This window comes from Cupriavidus sp. 94F1 (genome assembly GCF_057798875.1).
This window is the reverse complement of record NZ_JBYOJT010000001.1, coordinates 109649-127002: the sequence shown is the minus strand read 5'-3', so window position 1 is coordinate 127002 and position 17354 is coordinate 109649. Positions and strand designations below refer to the sequence as shown.

Below are 17354 nucleotides of genomic sequence, written 5' to 3'. Positions count from 1 at the left end.
CGCCCGCTTGACGTTTGTTCAGTCGTTCAGTCGTTTGGTCGTTTGGTCGTTTAGTCTCAGGGCGGACTCCATCCCATGGAAAAACGCGTCGTATTCCGGTCGCCGTGGCTGCCGTATCTGCTGGTGCTGCCGCAGATCGTCATCACGCTGGTCTTCTTCTTCCTGCCCGCCGGGCAGGCGCTGTGGCAGTCGATGCTGCAGCAGGATGCCTTCGGCATCCATCTCGATTTTGTCGGCGCCGACAACTTCGTCACGCTCTGGAACGATCCGAACTACATCGAATCGTTCCAGGTGACCGCCGTCTTCGCCATCGGCGTGACGGTGGTGGGCCTGTCGGTGGCGCTGCTGCTGGCGTACTTTGCCGACCGCGTGGTGCGCGCCGCCACCGGCTACAAGACGCTGCTGATCTGGCCGTACGCCGTGGCCCCTGCCGTGGCGGGCGTGCTCTGGATGTTCATGTTCAACCCGACGCTGGGCGTGGTGTCGTACGCGCTGCGCAAGATCGGCGTGGACTGGAACTACCTGCTGGACAGCAACCAGGCGCTGGCGCTGGTGGTGCTGGCGGCCGCGTGGAAGCAGATCAGCTACAACTTCCTGTTTTTCCTGGCCGGGCTGCAGAGCATTCCCAAGTCGCTGATCGAAGCGGCGGCCATCGATGGCGCCGGGCCGTGGAAGCGGTTCTGGTCGATCGTGTTCCCGCTGCTGTCGCCGACCACGTTCTTCCTGCTAGTGATCAATGTGGTCTACGCGTTCTTCGACACCTTCGCGATCATCGACGCGGTGACGCACGGCGGCCCGTTCAACTCCACGAACACGCTCGTGTACAAGGTGTTCCACGATGGCTTCCGTGGCATGGACATCGGCGGTTCGGCCGCGCAGTCGGTGGTGCTGATGGTGATCGTGATCGCGCTGACCGTGGTGCAGTTCCGCTTCGTGGAACGCAAGGTCCAGTACTGACAGGAGGATAGGCAATGGTAGAGCGTCGTCCTGTACTGGACTTCATTACCCACGTGGTGCTGATCCTGGGCATCGTCGTGGTGGCATTCCCCGTGTACCTGACCTTCGTGGCGTCGACGCTGACGGCCGAGCAGGTGCTGGATGCCCCCATGACGCTGATCCCGGGCAGCCACCTGATCGAAAACTATCGCACGGTGCTGTTCCAGGGCGTGGGCGAGTCGGCATCGCCGGTGTCCACGATGATGAAGAACAGCCTGATCATGGCGCTGGGCATCGCGCTGGGCAAGATCGCGATCTCGATCATCTCGGCCTTCGCGGTGGTCTATTTCCGCTTTCCGCTGCGCAAGCTCTTCTTCTGGATGATCTTCATCACGCTGATGCTGCCGGTGGAAGTGCGGATCCTGCCCACCTACAAGGTAGTGTCGGATCTGGGCCTGCTGGACAGCTACTTCGGGCTGACGATTCCGATCATCGCGTCGGCCACGGCCACGTTCCTGTTCCGCCAGTTCTTCCTGACCATTCCGGATGAACTGGCCGAGGCGGCCCGCATCGACGGCGCCGGCCCGCTGCGCTTCTTCTGGGATGTGGTGCTGCCGCTGTCGCGCACCAGCATCGCGGCGCTGTTCGTGATCCAGTTTATCTACGGGTGGAACCAGTACCTGTGGCCGCTGCTGATCACCACGCAGAAATCGATGACGCCCGTGGTGGTGGGCGTCACGCAGATGATCTCGCGCTCGGGCGATGCGGCCACCGACTGGAACCTGGTGATGGCCACGGTGATGCTGGCGATGATTCCGCCGGCCGTGGTGGTCGTGCTGATGCAACGCTGGTTCGTCAAGGGCCTGGTGGAAACGGAAAAATAAGGTCAGACATGGCAAAGCTGTCTCTTCGAAACGTACAGAAGACCTACGCCGGCGGCACCCAGGTGGTGCATGGCATCGATATGGAAATCGCCGACGGCGAGTTCATCGTGATCGTCGGCCCGTCCGGCTGCGGCAAGTCCACGCTGCTGCGCATGGTGGCGGGGCTGGAAACGATCACCGGCGGCGAGGTGCATATTGGCGACAAGGTCGTGAACGACCTGGAACCGGCCGAGCGCGACATCGCGATGGTGTTCCAGAACTACGCGCTGTATCCGCACATGAGCGTCTACGACAACATGGCGTACGGCCTCAAGATCCGCGGCATGTCGAAGGCCGAGATCGAGCAGCGGGTGACGCATGCGGCCGGCATCCTGGAACTGGCCCCGCTGCTCGAACGCAAGCCGCGCGCGCTGTCGGGCGGCCAGCGCCAGCGCGTGGCCATGGGGCGCGCCATCGTGCGCGAGCCGGCGGTGTTCCTGTTCGATGAGCCGCTGTCGAACCTCGACGCCAAGCTGCGCGTGCAGATGCGGCTGGAACTGAAGGACCTGCATCGCCGCCTGAAGACCACCAGCCTGTACGTGACCCACGACCAGGTGGAGGCCATGACGCTGGCCGACCGCATGATGGTACTCAACGGCGGGCGTGTCGAGCAGATCGGCACGCCGCTGGAAGTCTATTCGCGCCCGGCCAGCACGTTCGTGGCCAGCTTTATCGGCTCGCCGCCGATGAACCTGGTGCCGGTGGCGCGCAATGGCGCGGGGCAGGGTACCGCCGGCGGCGAGGCGCAGATGCGCGTGCTGCCCAAGGAAGGGCAGGGCGCGGCGGCCACGCTGGGTCATCTGCCGATGGGCCTGCACCTGCCCGAGCAGGCGCTGATGGGGCTGCGCCCCGAGCACATCGAGCCGTGCGCGACGCACGAGGCGATTGCCGAGGTCGATGTGCGCGTGGTGGAGGCGCTGGGCGCCGACTCGTTCGCGTACGGCACGCTCGGCGGCCAGCCGATCGTGGTGCGGCTGGACAGCCATATGCCGGTGCGTGCCGGCGACAAGCTGCCGATCACGGCATCGGCCGACCACCTGCATTTCTTCGACATGGAGCACGGCAGGCGGATCGAGGCGCTGGCATGAGCGATATCCGGACGAACTGGCCATATCCGCGTCATATCGCGCACCGTGGCGCCGGCAAGCTGGCGCCCGAGAACACGCTGGCGGCGTTTCGCCACGGCGCGTCGTTTGGCTACCGGATGTTCGAGTTCGACGTGAAGCTGTCCGGCGACGGCAAGCCCGTGCTGATGCACGATGCCACGCTGGACCGGACCACGTCCGGCCACGGGCGCGTCGATGCGCTGACGGCGGGCGAGATCGCCTTGCTGGACGCCGGCAGCTGGCACAGCCCGGCCTTTGCCGGCGAGCCCGTGCCCACGCTGGCGGCCATCGCCCGCTATACGCAGGCCAACGGCTTCCTGGTCAATATCGAGATCAAGCCGGTGCCGGGTGCCGAATATCGCACTGGTGCTGCGGTGGCGCTCGACGCACTTTCGCTGTGGAAGGGCGCCGCGGTACCCCCTTTGCTATCGTCGTTTTCCGAGGTCGCGCTCGAAGCGGCGCGCCTGGCCGCGCCGGGCCTGCCGCGTGCATTGCTGCTGGACAAGCTGCCGGCCGACTGGCTCGACCGGCTGCGGCGTCTGGACTGCGTGGCGCTGGATTCGAATCATCGCGAACTCGACGCCAAGGTCATTGCCGACGCCCATGCGGCCGGCTTCAAGGTCCTGTGCTACACGGTCAACGACCGTTCGCGCGCCCAGGATCTGCTGTCCTGGGGGCTCGATGGCCTCATTACCGATGCGGTTGACCGGATCGAACCGCAACCGTAACGTTCCTGAACACACTGTCTCGATTTTGCATCACGAAAAGTCCCCACTGTCTGGGGGATTACATGCTATGCTCTGCGAGTGAAGACTTAGGTCCTTCCCGCACAACTTGCCCTTTCGGGTCTGGCGGCGAGACCGAGACAGACGGCACCCCCGGGTGCCGTTCGTTCAAGGTGGTAACCGCAGGACCCCCAAGAGTTGTTTGCAATCCGCTAACCGGTCAGGCCGTGTCGCGGAAGGTTGATGAACCCGCTTAACTCCGGCATACCCGGAGAATAGTGAGCGCCCCATGATGCAGCAGTATCAAAGCAATTCGTACCTCTTCGGCGGCAACGCCCCCTATGTGGAAGAGCTGTACGAGGCCTATCTCCAGAATCCCAGCTCGGTTCCCGACAACTGGCGCGCGTATTTCGACGCGATGCAGAATGTCCCGGCTGTGGATGGTTCCAACGCCCGCGATATCCCCCACGCACCGATCGTCGCCTCGTTCGCCGAGCGCGCCAAGGCGGGCCCCATCAAGACCATCGTTGCCTCGGCCGACTCCGACATGGGTCGCAAGCGCGTCGCTGCCACGCAGCTGATCGCCGCCTACCGCAACATCGGTTCGCACTGGGCCGACCTCGATCCGCTCAAGCGCCAGGAGCGTCCGCCCCTGCCTGACCTGGATCCGGCGTTCTACGGTTTTTCCGAGGCCGACCTCGACATCGTCTTCAATGCCAGCAACACGTATTTCGGCAAGGAGTCGATGAGCCTGCGCGAGCTGCTCAACAACCTCCGTGAGACCTACTGCGGCACCATCGGCGCCGAGTTCATGTACGTGAGCGACCAGGCGCAGAAGCGCTGGTGGCAGGAGCGCCTGGAAACCACGCGTTCCAAGCCCGTGTTCACGCTGGAGAAGAAGAAGCACATCCTCGACCGCCTGACCGCGGCCGAAGGCCTGGAGCGATTCCTCCACACCAAGTATGTCGGCCAGAAGCGTTTCTCGCTGGAAGGTGGCGAGAGCTTCATCGCCGCCATGGACGAACTGATCCAGCACGCCGGTACCAAGGGCGTGCAGGAAATCGTGATCGGCATGGCCCACCGCGGCCGTCTGAACGTGCTGGTCAACACGCTGGGCAAGATGCCGGCCGACCTGTTCGCCGAATTCGAAGGCAAGCACGTCGATGACCTGCCGGCTGGCGACGTGAAGTACCACAAGGGCTTCTCGAGCGATGTCTCGACCGAAGGCGGCCCGGTTCACCTGTCGCTCGCGTTCAACCCGTCGCACCTGGAAATCGTCAACCCGGTGGTGGAAGGCTCGTCGAAGGCCCGCCAGGAACGCCGTGGCGACGCCGGTCACAAGGAAGTGCTGCCGGTGCAGGTGCACGGCGACGCCGCCTTTGCAGGCCAGGGCGTGGTGATGGAAACGCTGAACCTCGCGCAGACCCGCGGCTACGGCACGGGCGGCACGATGCACATCGTCATCAACAACCAGATCGGCTTCACGACGTCTGACCCCCGCGATGCGCGTTCGACGCTGTATTGCACGGACGTGGTCAAGATGATCGAGGCCCCGGTGCTGCACGTGAACGGCGACGATCCCGAAGCCGTGGTGTACGCCATGCAGCTGGCCGTTGACTTCCGCATGGAATTCAACAAGGACGTCGTGGTCGACATCATCTGCTTCCGCAAGCTGGGTCACAACGAGCAGGACACCCCTGCCATGACGCAGCCGCTGATGTACAAGAAGATCGGCCAGCACCCGGGTACGCGCAAGCTGTACGCCGACAAGCTGGTGGCCCAGAACCTGACCGCCGCCGACTTCGGCGACGAGCTGGTCAAGGGCTACCGTGCCGCCATGGACGCCGGCAAGCACACGGTGGACCCGGTCCTGTCGAACTTCAAGAACAAGTTCGCCGTCGACTGGATGCCGTTCCTGAACCGCAAGTGGACCGATGCCGCCGACACCGCCGTTCCGATGACGGAACTGAAGCGTCTGGCCGAGCGCATCACCACGATCCCGGAACAGCTCAAGCTGCACCCGCTGGTGGACAAGGTCATCAAGGACCGTGCCAACATGGGCAAGGGCGAGCAGATGCTGGACTGGGGCATGGGTGAACACCTGGCCTTCGCCTCGCTGGTCGCTTCGGGCTACCCGGTGCGTATCACCGGCCAGGATGCCGGCCGCGGTACCTTCACGCACCGTCACGCCGTGCTGCACGACCAGGCTCGCGAACGCTGGGATGCCGGTTCGTACGTGCCGCTGCAGAACGTGTCGGACAACCAGGCACCGTTCACGGTGATCGACTCGGTGCTGTCGGAAGAGGCCGTGCTCGGCTTCGAATACGGCTACTCGACCGCCGAACCGAACGCGCTGGTGATCTGGGAAGCCCAGTTCGGCGACTTCGTCAACGGCGCCCAGGTGGTGATCGACCAGTTCATCTCGTCGGGTGAAGTGAAGTGGGGCCGCGCCTCGGGCCTGACGATGATGCTGCCGCACGGCTACGAAGGCCAGGGTCCGGAACACAGCTCGGCCCGTATCGAGCGTTTCCTGCAGCTCTGCGCAGACCACAACATGCAGGTGGTCCAGCCGACCACGCCGGCCCAGATCTTCCACCTGCTGCGCCGCCAGATGATCCGTCTGTTCCGCAAGCCGCTGGTGATCATGACGCCGAAGTCGCTGCTGCGCAGCAAGGACGCCGTGTCGCCGCTGTCCGATCTGGCCAAGGGCCATTTCGAGACCGTGATCCCCGATCACGAGGAACTGAACGCCAGCAAGGTCAAGCGCGTGATCATGTGCTCGGGCAAGGTCTACTACGACCTGGTCAACACCCGCAAGGAACGCGAGGCGACCGACACGGCGATCATCCGCCTGGAGCAGCTGTATCCGTTCCCGCACAAGGCCGTGGCCGCGGAACTCAAGAAATACCCCGGCGCGACCGAAATCGTGTGGTGCCAGGACGAACCGCAGAACCAGGGCGCCTGGTTCTTCGTCCAGCACTACATCATGGAAAACATGACGGAAGGCCAGAAGCTCGGTTATGCCGGTCGTCCCGCCTCGGCTTCGCCGGCGGTGGGCTACTACGCAAAGCACAACGAGCAACAGAAGGCGCTGCTGGAAGCCGCGTTCTCCAAGCTCAAGGGCTTTGTTCTGACCAAGTAATTCGTTGGTACCCCGCGGCGGCGCTCAGGGATGCGCGCCGCGGGACTACCTGCCTGAAACGAAACACACACGCATACATCGAGGATTTAACAAACCATGGCTATTGTTGACGTCAAGGTTCCGCAACTGTCTGAATCGGTCGCCGAAGCGACCATGCTGAACTGGAAGAAGAAGCCGGGCGAAGCCGTTGCTCAGGACGAAATCCTGATCGAAATCGAAACGGACAAGGTTGTGCTGGAAGTGCCGGCCCCGTCGGCTGGCGTGCTGTCGCAGATCGTCAAGAACGACGGTGACACCGTTGTTGCCGACGAAATCATCGCCAAGATCGACACGGCAGCCACTGCTGGCGCCGCCGCTCCGGCCGCCGCCGCCCCGGCTCCCGCCGCCGCCGCACCGGCTCCGGCCGCTGCCCCGGCTGCCGCGCCCGCTGCCGCTGGCGCCATCGCCATGCCGTCGGCTGCCAAGCTGATGGCCGAAGGCGGCCTGTCGGCCTCGCAAGTGGCCGGCACCGGCAAGGACGGCCGTATCACCAAGGGTGACGTGCTGGCCGCCGGTTCGGCGCCGGCCGCCAAGGCTGCGCCGGCTCCGGCCGCTGCCAAGCCGGCCCTGCCGCAAGTGTCGGCCCAGGTCGACTTCGCCGCGCTGGGCGACCGCCCGGAAGAGCGCGTGCCGATGAGCCGCCTGCGCGCCCGCATCGCCGAGCGCCTGGTGCAGTCGCAATCGACCAACGCCATCCTGACCACGTTCAACGAAGTGAACATGAAGCCGGTCATGGATCTGCGTAACAAGTACAAGGATCGCTTCGAGAAGGAACACGGCGTGAAGCTGGGCTTCATGTCGTTCTTCGTGAAGGCCGCCGTCCACGCGCTGAAGAAGTACCCGATCATCAACGCTTCGGTGGATGGCAACGACATCGTCTACCACGGCTACTTCGACATCGGTATCGCCGTTGGTTCGCCGCGTGGCCTGGTGGTGCCGATCCTGCGCAACGCCGACCAGATGAGCCTGGCCGACATCGAGAAGAAGATTGCCGAGTTCGGTGCCAAGGCCCGTGACGGCAAGCTGTCGCTGGACGACCTGACCGGCGGTACGTTCTCGATCTCGAACGGCGGTACGTTCGGTTCGATGCTGTCGACCCCGATCATCAACCCGCCGCAATCGGCCATCCTGGGCGTTCACGCCACCAAGGACCGCGCCGTGGTGGAAGACGGTCAGATCGTGATCCGTCCGATGAACTACCTGGCCATGTCCTATGACCACCGTATCATCGACGGCCGCGAAGCCGTCCTGGGTCTGGTGGCCATGAAGGAAGCGCTGGAAGATCCGGCCCGCCTGCTGCTGGACCTGTAATCGGTCCTGTCCCCAGACAGACACTCCGTCTTTCGTTTGTCGTCGTCCCCGCACTACGGTGCGGGGACCCGGCGAGCGCATCTGCACGATGCCGCCGGATGCCTGCCATATTGGCGCGGGCATGACGTGCCAAAGAGATATTTCCCATGAGCAAACAATTCGACGTGCTGGTGATCGGCGCCGGCCCCGGCGGCTACATCGCCGCCATTCGTGCTGCCCAACTGGGCCTGAACGTGGCCTGCCTGGAAGGCAACGCCTATGACGATCCCAAGGGCGAAGCCCGCCTGGGCGGCACCTGCCTGAACGTGGGTTGCATCCCGTCCAAGGCGCTGCTGGCTTCCTCGGAAGAGTTCGAGAACGCCTCGCACCACCTGGCCGACCACGGCATCACCGTGGGCGACGTCAAGGTCGACGTGGCCAAGATGCTCAAGCGCAAGGACGACATCGTCGGCAAGATGACCAAGGGCATCGAGTTCCTGTTCCGCAAGAACAAGATCACGCTGTTCAAGGGCTACGGCAAGTTCGCAGGCAAGGCCGCCGAAGGCTTCCAGGTCGAAGTGAACGGCGAAACGCTGACCGCCAAGCAGGTCATCATCGCCACGGGCTCGAAGGCCCGCCATCTGCCGGGTATCCCCGTCGACAACAAGCTAATCAGCGACAACGAAGGCGCGCTGAAGTTCGAGACGGTGCCGAAGAAGCTGGGCGTGATTGGCGCTGGCGTGATCGGCCTGGAACTCGGTTCGGTCTGGCGCCGCCTGGGTGCCGACGTGACCGTGCTGGAAGCGTTGCCCGCGTTCCTGGGCGCCGCCGACGAAGGCGTGGCCAAGGAAGCCCAGAAGCTGCTGACCAAGCAGGGCCTGAAGTTCAACCTGGGCGTCAAGGTCAACGAAGTCAAGGCCGGCAAGGACAACGTCACCGTTGCCTACACCGACAAGGACGGCAAGGACCAGACGCTGGAAGTCGATCGCCTGATCGTATCGGTTGGCCGCGTGCCCAATACCGACAACCTGGGCCTGGAAGCGGTTGGCCTGGGCGTGGATCAGCGTGGCTTCATCGAAGTCGACGACCACTGCCAGACCAAGGTGCCGGGCATCTGGGCCATCGGCGACGTGGTGCGTGGCCCGATGCTGGCCCACAAGGCGGAAGACGAAGGCGTGGCCGTGGCCGAGCGCATCGTCGGCCAGAAGCCGCACATCGACTTCAACACGGTTCCGTGGGTCATCTACACGTTCCCGGAAATCGCGTGGGTCGGCAAGACCGAGCAACAGCTCAAGGCAGAAGGCCGCGAGTACAAGTCGGGCCAGTTCCCGTTCATGGCCAACGGCCGTGCACTGGGCATGGGCGCGGCCGACGGCTTCGTCAAGATGCTGGCCGACGCCAAGACCGACGAGATCCTGGGCGTGCACATCGTGGCAGCCAATGCTTCGGACCTGATCGCCGAAGCCGTGGTGGCCATGGAGTTCAAGGCGGCAAGCGAAGACATCGGTCGTGTCTGCCACCCGCACCCGTCGATGTCGGAAGTCATGCGCGAAGCCGCGCTGGCCGTCGACAAGCGTCAGCTGAACATGTAATACCCGTTCACCTCCTGGTGAACACCGGCGCGCCGCGATTCCTGCGGCGCGCCGTTTTCGCTTGAAGCCCCCCGGCATTTCCGAGCCCCGACATGAACGTCACCGAGTTTTACGAACACGAACTCAAGCAGCGCGGCTACCAGTCCGACGAGGCGCAATTGCGCGCCGTGGCCCGGCTGCAGCAGTGCTACGACGAGTGGGTGGCGTACAAGAGCCGCCGCAACAACGCGCTGAAGAAGCTGCTGGTACACCCGGATGTGCCCAAGGGCGTGTACCTGTGGGGTGGGGTGGGGCGCGGCAAGTCGTTCCTGATGGACAGCTTCTATTCCTGCGTGCCCGTGGTGCGCAAGACCCGGCTGCATTTCCACGAATTCATGCGCGAGGTGCATCGCGAGCTCGAGGAGCTGCGGGGCCGCGCCGATCCGCTCGACGAACTGGCCAGGCGCATTGCGCGCCGATTCCGGCTGATCTGCTTCGACGAGTTTCACGTCAGCGACGTGGCGGATGCCATGATCCTGCACCGCCTGCTGCAGCAGCTGTTCGACAACGGCGTGCAGTTTGTGATGACCTCGAACTATCGCCCGGACCTGCTGTATCCGGACGGCCTGCATCGCGACCGCGTGCTGCCGGCCATCCACCTGCTGCAGACGAAGCTCGACGTGCTGAATGTCGACGCCGGCATCGATTACCGGAAGCGGGCGCTGGAACAGGTGCAGGCGTACCACACGCCGCTGGGCCGCGAGGCAAGCGCCGCACTGCGCGACGCGTTCGTGTCGATCGCGGGAACTGCCGATGAATCGCCGATTCTCCATATCGAGCATCGCGAGATCAAGGCGCTGCGCAAGGCCAACGGCGTGGTCTGGTTCGATTTCGCCACGCTGTGCGGCGGACCGCGTTCGCAGAACGACTATCTGGAAATTGCCTCGCAATTCCACACCGTGATTCTCTCGGACGTGCCGAAGATGACGCCGCGGATGTCGTCGGAGGCGCGCCGCTTCACCTGGCTGATCGACGTGTTCTACGACCACAAGGTCAAGCTGCTGATTTCGGCCGAAGTGCCGGCCGACGAGCTGTACACGGAAGGGCAGATGGCCAACGAGTTCCACCGGACCGTGTCGCGGATCATCGAGATGCAGTCGCGGGAATACCTGGAGTCGGAACGCCGGGTGATGGACACTTCGCTGACCTGACCGGCCTGAAGTCCAGGCACGTCAAGGCATCCGGCAAGCCTCCGTTGTTTGTCGGACACCTGCGGGGGCGATTCTGAGATCGTTCCCCCAAGTTTGATTTGTATCAAGGTAGGGCGCGCGCAAGGTACCTAGTATCCACTGGGTAATAAAAGCGCGCCATGTCGTCTCCAACTCCCGCCCCCCTCGCGCCAGGTCTGGTATCTGCCGCCGTTCCGGCCAGTACCTTTGCCGACCATCCGGACGCCCGTTCTCCCGGGCGGGCATTGGCGTCTTCTGCGTCAATAGCCTCTGACTCCACCGATTGTTTCCATTGCGGCCAGCCGCTGAAGGCCGCCGTGCCATTTGTCGCCCAGATTGACGGCCAATCGCGCAGCTTTTGCTGTGGCGGCTGCCAGACCTTGGCGCAGACGCTGCACGCGGCCGGTTTCGGTCATCTCTATGGCGATGTCACGCGCTTTGCGCGGCCGATCGACGCCGAAGCGCGGCGCGAAGCCGAGCCGGTCTGGGCGGCCTACGACAGCCCGGAACTGCGCGGCCAGTTCGTGCGACCGGCGGGAGAGGGCCGTTCCGAGGTGACGTTGGCCCCGGAAAACATCCGCTGTGCTGCCTGCGCCTGGCTGATCGAACAGCATCTGGGGCAGCTCGACGGGGTGGAATCGGTGGTGGCCAACGTGGCGACGCGCCGCGTGATCGTGCGCTGGCGCGACGCCTCGCAAGGCGTGGCCAACCTGCTGTCCAGCCTGGCCGATATCGGCTATGCGGCGTGGCCGTTCGAGGTGTCGCGCTCCGACCAGCAGGACCGCCGCGAACGCCGCAGCCTGCTGATGCGGATGGCGGTGGCCATGCTCGGCATGATGCAGGTGATGATGTACGCGTGGCCGCTCTACACGCATGAGGCCACGATCGATCCCGGCCAGCTGCAGCTGATGCGCTGGGCCAGCTTCGCACTGACCGTTCCGGTCGTTCTCTATTCCGCGTGGCCGATCTTTGCCGGCGCCTGGCGGTCGCTGCGCCACCGCCACATGGGCATGGACGTGCCGGTCGCGATTGGCGTGGCGGCCGGGTTCCTGGCCAGCGCCGTTGCCACCGCGCGCGGCGTGGGCGAGGTCTATTTCGATTCCGTGACGATGTTCGTCGCGTTCCTGTTGCTGGCGCGCTACCTGGAACTGCGCGTGCGCCAGGCATCGCGCAGCGGCGCGGAAATGCTGGCGCGGCAGCTGCCAGCCACCTGCGAGCGGCTGGCGCAGGCCGGCGGGGCGGGCGAGCGCATCCCGGTCGCCAGATTGCAGCCGGGCGACCGCATCCGCGTCAAGGCAGGCGAGATCGTGCCCGCCGACGGGGTGGTGCTGGCCGGCGCGAGCGAGCTTGATGAATCGATGCTGACGGGCGAGGCGCGCCCGGTGAAGCGCGCGACAGGCGACGCGGTGCTGGCGGGCTGCTTCAATGCCGCCAGCCCGCTGGAAATACGTATCGAGCGGATTGGCGCGCAAACGCGGCTGGCGGAGATCGTCGCCGTGCTCGACCGTGCGCTGGCGGACAAGCCCCGGCTGGCGCAAGTGGCCGATCGCGTGGCCGGCTGGTTCGTCGGCACGCTGCTGATCATGGCCGTGGTGACCGGGGCGGTCTGGGCGCTATGGATCGATCCGTCGCGCGCCTTGCTGGTAACGGTGGCGGTGCTGGTCGTCAGCTGCCCTTGTGCGCTGTCGCTGGCCACGCCGGCCGCGCTGGCGGCCGCGGGGGCGGCGCTGTCCCGGCGCGGGATGCTGCTGACACGCGCGCATGCCCTCGAAGCATTGGCCCGGGTGACCGACGTGGTGCTCGACAAGACCGGCACGCTGACCGAAGGGCGCTTTGCGCTGGTGTCCACGCAGACGTTCGGGGCGCTCGATGCCCTGGCTTGCCAACGCGTCGCGGCCGCCATGGAACGCGGCGGCGAGCATCCGATTGCGCGGGCGTTCGCTGAGTCCTGCGACGACGCGGACGCGGATCATCCCGTTGTGAGCGAACTGCGCAATGTGCCGGGGCAGGGGCTCGAAGCGTCGGTCGACGGCTGCCGGCTTCGCCTGGGGCGCCGCGAGTACGCGGCCGCCCTCTCATCGAGCGCAGAGGCCGATGAATGCGGGCACGGGAGCCATCCGGGCGCCACGCAGGTGTGGCTGGGCGACACCACCGGCTTGCTCGCCTGCTTCCTGCTCGCCGATGTCGAGCGCGGCCAGACCCGTGCATTGCTGCGCGCGCTGGATTCGCTGGGCGTGCGCTGCCACCTGGTGTCGGGCGATGGCACGGCGGCCGTGCGCTGGTGGGCCGGCCGTTTCGGCATGGATACCGCCCTGGGCGCCGTGACGCCAGAAGGCAAGCGCGAGTACGTGGCCGCACTGCAGCAGCGCGGCGCGGTGGTGCTGGCGGTGGGCGACGGCATCAACGATGCCCCGGTGCTGGCGCAGGCGCAGGTATCGATCGCCATCGGCAGCGGTGCACCGCTGGCGCAGGCGGGGGCCGATGCGGTGCTGACGCACGGCGGGGTGGCGGAGATCGCCACCGCCGTTGCCGCCGCACGCCGCGCGCGCCGCGTGGTGCGGCAGAACCTGGGCTGGGCCTTTGCCTACAACGTGGTGGCCATCCCGCTGGCCGCGACGGGCCACGTCACGGCCTGGATGGCCGGGATCGGCATGTCGGTGTCATCGCTGCTGGTGGTGGCCAATGCGTGGCGGCTGCTGCGCGTCAAGGCAGCGGCGCCCGAAGTGCCGGAAGCCCCGGAAGCGCGGGAGGGGAAAGCCTGATGGAAACGCTATATCTGCTGGTGCCGATGAGCCTGGTGCTGGTGGCATTGATCGCCGGGGTCTTGTGGTGGGCGCTGCATGCGGGTCAGTACGACGACCTGGACCGGCCCGCCGAATCGATCCTGCTCGATAACGACAAGCCGCAGGGGCCCGAACAAGCCCGGTAGGGCGAATCGGCCGATGCGTCCTGGTGCAAGACCGGTGCACAGACATTACCCGGCGAAAACAGTTCGTGCGTGGTGCGTAAGGATTGATTGAAGTCAACGCGACGAGCGCGCTGTTTTTCTAAAGTCACACAGTCAATAGGTTTATTCTTACTTAGCTTGGGGGTCTGAATGGCTGTCACCACCGCGTCTCCACGCGTCGACACCTTCAACTACGGTGTAGTGCGGCAGTTTGCCGTCATGACCGTTGTCTGGGGCATCGTCGGCATGGCCGTAGGCGTTCTGCTTGCGGCGCAACTGATCTGGCCGGATCTGAATTTCAATACGCCGTGGCTGTCGTTCGGCCGACTGCGACCATTGCATACCAATGCAGTGATCTTCGCCTTTGGCGGCAGCGCACTGTTTGCCACGTCGTATTACGTGGTGCAGCGCACCTGCCAGGCACGCCTGTTCTGCGGACCGCTCGCGGCATTCACGTTCTGGGGCTGGCAGATCGTCATCGTGGCCGCCGCGATCACGCTGCCGATGGGCATCACAAGCTCGAAGGAGTATGCCGAGCTCGAATGGCCGATCGACATCCTCATCACGCTGGTCTGGGTGGCCTACGCCATCGTCTTTTTCGGCACGATTGTCAAGCGCAAGACCCGGCACATCTACGTGGCCAACTGGTTCTTCGGCGCCTACATCCTGACCATCGCCATCCTGCATATCGTCAACAACATCGAGATGCCGGCGTCGATGTGGAAGTCGTATTCCGCCTATGCGGGCGTGCAGGACGCCATGATCCAGTGGTGGTACGGCCATAACGCGGTGGGCTTCTTCTTGACCACCAGCTTCCTGGGGATGATGTACTACTTCATCCCGAAGCAGGCCGAGCGGCCGATCTATTCGTATCGCCTGTCGATCGTCCACTTCTGGGCGCTCAATTTCACCTACATGTGGGCCGGCCCGCACCATCTGCAATACACCGCGCTGCCCGACTGGGCACAGTCGCTGGGCATGGTGTTCTCGCTAATCCTGCTCGCGCCGTCGTGGGGCGGCATGATCAACGGCATCATGACCATGTCCGGCGCGTGGCACAAGCTGCGTACTGACCCGATCCTCAAGTTCCTGGTGGTGGCGCTGTCGTTCTACGGCATGGCCACGTTCGAGGGCTCGATGATGTCGATCAAGACCGTGAACGCGCTGTCGCACTACACGGACTGGACGATCGGCCACGTCCATTCGGGCGCGCTGGGCTGGGTCGCGATGATCTCGATTGGCTCGCTCTACTACCTGATCCCGCGCCTGTTCGGCGAAAAGCAGATGTACAGCACGCGCCTGATCGAACTGCACTTCTGGGTGGCCACGATTGGCGTGGTGCTCTATATCGCCTCGATGTGGATCGCCGGTGTGATGGAAGGCCTGATGTGGCGCGCCACGCAGCCGGACGGCACGCTGACCTACGCGTTCGTGGAAGCGGTCAAGGCCAAGTATCCGTTCTACCTGATCCGACTGGCCGGTGGCCTGTGCTTCCTGGGTGGCATGTTCATCATGGCCTACAACGTGTTCCGCACCATCGCCGGCAAGCCGGCCGTGGACGCGCCGATTCCGGCCAGCCTGCCGGCTTCCGCCCACTGACCAGAGCCGAGGACGCAAACAATGTCTCAGAATCAAGGATTTTTCAGGCACGAGACGCTGGAAAAGAACGTCGGCTGGCTGATCATCGCGACAATCATCGTGGTCAGCATTGCCGGTCTGGTGCAGATCGTGCCGCTGTTTTTCCAGCACTCCACCACCCAGCCCGATCCGGGCATCACGCCGTATTCGCCGTTGCGGCTGATGGGGCGTGACATCTATATCCGTGAAGGCTGCGTGGGGTGCCATTCGCAGCAGGTGCGCACGCTCCAGGCCGAAACCGAGCGTTATGGCCATTTCTCCACGGCGGGGGAGTCGGTGTATGACCACCCGTTCCTGTGGGGTTCGAAGCGTACGGGCCCCGACCTGGCCCGCGTGGGCGGCCGGTATTCCGACGACTGGCAGCGCATTCACCTGCGCAATCCGCGCGACGTGGTGCCCGAATCGGTGATGCCGTCGTATCCGTGGCTCGAAAAGACGCCGCTGCCGACCGATTCGGTCCAGGCCCGCATGCGTGCGCTGCAGCGTCTGGGCGTGCCCTATACCGATGCCGACATCGCTGGCGCACCGGAAGAGCTGGTGGGCAAGACCGAAGAGGACGCCATGGTCGCGTACCTGCAGGGTCTGGGCCTGAACCGTCGCAATGTCCGTCTGGATACGGCCCCCGCGCCCGCCGCGGCAGCGCCCGCGGCCGAGACGGCCGCACCCGCCAAGGAGTAACGCCATGGTGATCGTGACTTCCATTGCCACCGTCCTGTCGATGCTGACGTTCCTGGCCATCTGCTGGTGGGCGTGGTCGGCGGGCCGCAAGGCTGCCAACGAGGAATCGGCGATGCTGCCGTTTGCCTTGCCGGACGAACATAACAATCCAAGCCGGAACTAGTAACCATGAGCGATTTCATTTCCGATTTCTGGGGCTACTACATCACGGCCATCGCGCTCATTGGTATTGTCTGGTGCGTATGGCTGCTGTTTTCGCAACGGAAGATGCCGAAGGGCATCAGTACCACCGACGACACCGGTCACGTCTGGGACGGCGACCTGCGCGAACTGAACCATCCGCTGCCGCGCTGGTGGATGTGGATGTTCCTGCTGGCCTGCGTCTTCAGCGTGGCATACCTGGTGCTCTATCCGGGCCTGGGCACCTACGCCGGCGTGCTGAAGTTCTCGACGCAGGGCGAACTTGCCGCGCATCGGGAAGCGGCCGAGAAGATGCAGCACGAGATCTACGCCAAGTACCTGAAGATGGATGTCAAGCAGGTGGCCGCGGACCCCGATGCGCGCGAAATCGGCCAGCGCCTGTTTCTGAACTACTGCGCCCAGTGCCATGGCTCGGACGCGCGCGGCAGCCGCGGCTTCCCGAACCTGACCGACAACGACTGGCTGTATGGCGGTGATCCCGACACGATCCAGCAAACGATCGCGAAGGGCCGCAACGGCGTGATGCCGCCGTTTGCCGGCACGATCGATGCCAAGCTGGCCGGCGATACGGCGCAGTATGTGCGGTCGCTGTCGGGGCTGACCTACGACCCGATCCGGGCGTCGCGCGGCGAAAGCACGTTCAAGTCCACCTGCGCGGCCTGCCATGGCGCGAGCGGCAAGGGCAACCAGGCACTTGGCGCGCCCAACCTGTCCGACAACGTGTGGCTGTATGGCAGTTCGGAGGGCGTGATCGTCGAGGCCATCCTGAAGGGGCACAACGGCCATATGCCGGCTCATGAGGAAATCCTGACGCCCGAACGGATTCGCATGCTGACGGCATACGTCTGGGGCCTGTCGAACAGCAACGCGAACGCCGCATCCACAGGGCAATGACAAACCGTCCCCCGGGGTCCGGAGGCCACGCCATC

General features: G+C 64.6%; 14 protein-coding genes. All 14 read left to right on the top strand.

The window, feature by feature from the left end:
* Positions 1-75 precede the first annotated feature (75 nt).
* A complete protein-coding gene (ugpA, locus tag AC3FJ6_RS00565; protein WP_092594064.1) occupies positions 76-957 on the top strand; it encodes a sn-glycerol-3-phosphate ABC transporter permease UgpA in 882 nt (293 codons plus the stop codon).
* Between the two features lie 14 nt (positions 958-971).
* Entirely contained in the window at positions 972-1820 is an 849-nt protein-coding gene (gene ugpE, locus AC3FJ6_RS00560; protein WP_488770322.1) for a sn-glycerol-3-phosphate ABC transporter permease UgpE, read from the top strand.
* A gap of 8 nt (positions 1821-1828) precedes the next feature.
* Positions 1829-2947, top strand: a complete 1119-nt coding sequence (locus AC3FJ6_RS00555; RefSeq protein ID WP_488770321.1) for a sn-glycerol-3-phosphate import ATP-binding protein UgpC — start codon at positions 1829-1831, stop codon at positions 2945-2947.
* Entirely contained in the window at positions 2944-3693 is a 750-nt protein-coding gene (gene ugpQ, locus AC3FJ6_RS00550; RefSeq protein WP_488770320.1) for a glycerophosphodiester phosphodiesterase, read from the top strand. The genes AC3FJ6_RS00555 and ugpQ overlap by 4 nt, the downstream gene beginning before the upstream one ends.
* Before the next feature lie 286 nt (positions 3694-3979).
* A complete protein-coding gene (locus tag AC3FJ6_RS00545) occupies positions 3980-6832 on the top strand; it encodes a 2-oxoglutarate dehydrogenase E1 component (protein ID WP_153945236.1) in 2853 nt (950 codons plus the stop codon).
* A gap of 96 nt (positions 6833-6928) precedes the next feature.
* On the top strand, positions 6929-8182 hold the full coding sequence (gene odhB, locus AC3FJ6_RS00540; protein ID WP_092594059.1) for a 2-oxoglutarate dehydrogenase complex dihydrolipoyllysine-residue succinyltransferase: 1254 nt from the start codon (positions 6929-6931) through the stop codon (positions 8180-8182).
* Between the two features lie 146 nt (positions 8183-8328).
* Positions 8329-9753: a dihydrolipoyl dehydrogenase gene (lpdA, locus tag AC3FJ6_RS00535; RefSeq protein ID WP_488770319.1), complete on the top strand. Its 1425-nt coding sequence runs from the start codon at positions 8329-8331 to the stop codon at positions 9751-9753.
* A 92-nt stretch (positions 9754-9845) separates the two neighbouring features.
* Positions 9846-10943 carry a cell division protein ZapE gene (gene zapE, locus AC3FJ6_RS00530; protein ID WP_153945233.1) on the top strand — a complete coding sequence of 366 codons (1098 nt, stop codon included), beginning with the start codon at positions 9846-9848 and terminating at the stop codon, positions 10941-10943.
* 158 nt (positions 10944-11101) lie between these two features.
* Positions 11102-13723, top strand: a complete 2622-nt coding sequence (locus AC3FJ6_RS00525) for a heavy metal translocating P-type ATPase (RefSeq protein WP_488770318.1) — start codon at positions 11102-11104, stop codon at positions 13721-13723.
* Positions 13723-13890, top strand: coding sequence for a cbb3-type cytochrome oxidase assembly protein CcoS (ccoS, locus tag AC3FJ6_RS00520; protein WP_488770317.1), 168 nt, complete (start codon positions 13723-13725; stop codon positions 13888-13890). Before AC3FJ6_RS00525 ends, ccoS begins: the two co-directional genes overlap by 1 nt.
* Before the next feature lie 168 nt (positions 13891-14058).
* Entirely contained in the window at positions 14059-15507 is a 1449-nt protein-coding gene (ccoN, locus tag AC3FJ6_RS00515) for a cytochrome-c oxidase, cbb3-type subunit I (protein WP_153945230.1), read from the top strand.
* A gap of 21 nt (positions 15508-15528) precedes the next feature.
* Complete coding sequence (gene ccoO / locus AC3FJ6_RS00510) at positions 15529-16224, top strand: cytochrome-c oxidase, cbb3-type subunit II (protein ID WP_153945229.1); 696 nt, start codon at positions 15529-15531, stop codon at positions 16222-16224.
* Positions 16225-16228: 4 nt separating this feature from the next.
* Positions 16229-16387 carry a cbb3-type cytochrome oxidase subunit 3 gene (locus AC3FJ6_RS00505; protein ID WP_153945228.1) on the top strand — a complete coding sequence of 53 codons (159 nt, stop codon included), beginning with the start codon at positions 16229-16231 and terminating at the stop codon, positions 16385-16387.
* A gap of 5 nt (positions 16388-16392) precedes the next feature.
* Positions 16393-17319, top strand: a complete 927-nt coding sequence (ccoP, locus tag AC3FJ6_RS00500) for a cytochrome-c oxidase, cbb3-type subunit III (protein WP_153945227.1) — start codon at positions 16393-16395, stop codon at positions 17317-17319.
* Positions 17320-17354: the final 35 nt, after the last annotated feature.

What these genes read in the sequence shown, in the direction of transcription:
- ccoN (WP_153945230.1), top strand. Translation starts at nt 14,059, where the DNA reads ATGGCTGTCACCACCGCGTCTCCACGCGTCGACACCTTCAACTACGGT.
- AC3FJ6_RS00555 (WP_488770321.1), top strand. Translation starts at nt 1,829, where the DNA reads ATGGCAAAGCTGTCTCTTCGAAACGTACAGAAGACCTACGCCGGCGGC.
- ccoP (WP_153945227.1), top strand. Translation starts at nt 16,393, where the DNA reads ATGAGCGATTTCATTTCCGATTTCTGGGGCTACTACATCACGGCCATC.
- ccoO (WP_153945229.1), top strand. Translation starts at nt 15,529, where the DNA reads ATGTCTCAGAATCAAGGATTTTTCAGGCACGAGACGCTGGAAAAGAAC.
- AC3FJ6_RS00525 (WP_488770318.1), top strand. Translation starts at nt 11,102, where the DNA reads ATGTCGTCTCCAACTCCCGCCCCCCTCGCGCCAGGTCTGGTATCTGCC.
- ugpA (WP_092594064.1), top strand. Translation starts at nt 76, where the DNA reads ATGGAAAAACGCGTCGTATTCCGGTCGCCGTGGCTGCCGTATCTGCTG.
- ugpQ (WP_488770320.1), top strand. Translation starts at nt 2,944, where the DNA reads ATGAGCGATATCCGGACGAACTGGCCATATCCGCGTCATATCGCGCAC.
- ccoS (WP_488770317.1), top strand. Translation starts at nt 13,723, where the DNA reads ATGGAAACGCTATATCTGCTGGTGCCGATGAGCCTGGTGCTGGTGGCA.
- AC3FJ6_RS00505 (WP_153945228.1), top strand. Translation starts at nt 16,229, where the DNA reads ATGGTGATCGTGACTTCCATTGCCACCGTCCTGTCGATGCTGACGTTC.
- ugpE (WP_488770322.1), top strand. Translation starts at nt 972, where the DNA reads ATGGTAGAGCGTCGTCCTGTACTGGACTTCATTACCCACGTGGTGCTG.
- lpdA (WP_488770319.1), top strand. Translation starts at nt 8,329, where the DNA reads ATGAGCAAACAATTCGACGTGCTGGTGATCGGCGCCGGCCCCGGCGGC.
- AC3FJ6_RS00545 (WP_153945236.1), top strand. Translation starts at nt 3,980, where the DNA reads ATGATGCAGCAGTATCAAAGCAATTCGTACCTCTTCGGCGGCAACGCC.
- odhB (WP_092594059.1), top strand. Translation starts at nt 6,929, where the DNA reads ATGGCTATTGTTGACGTCAAGGTTCCGCAACTGTCTGAATCGGTCGCC.
- zapE (WP_153945233.1), top strand. Translation starts at nt 9,846, where the DNA reads ATGAACGTCACCGAGTTTTACGAACACGAACTCAAGCAGCGCGGCTAC.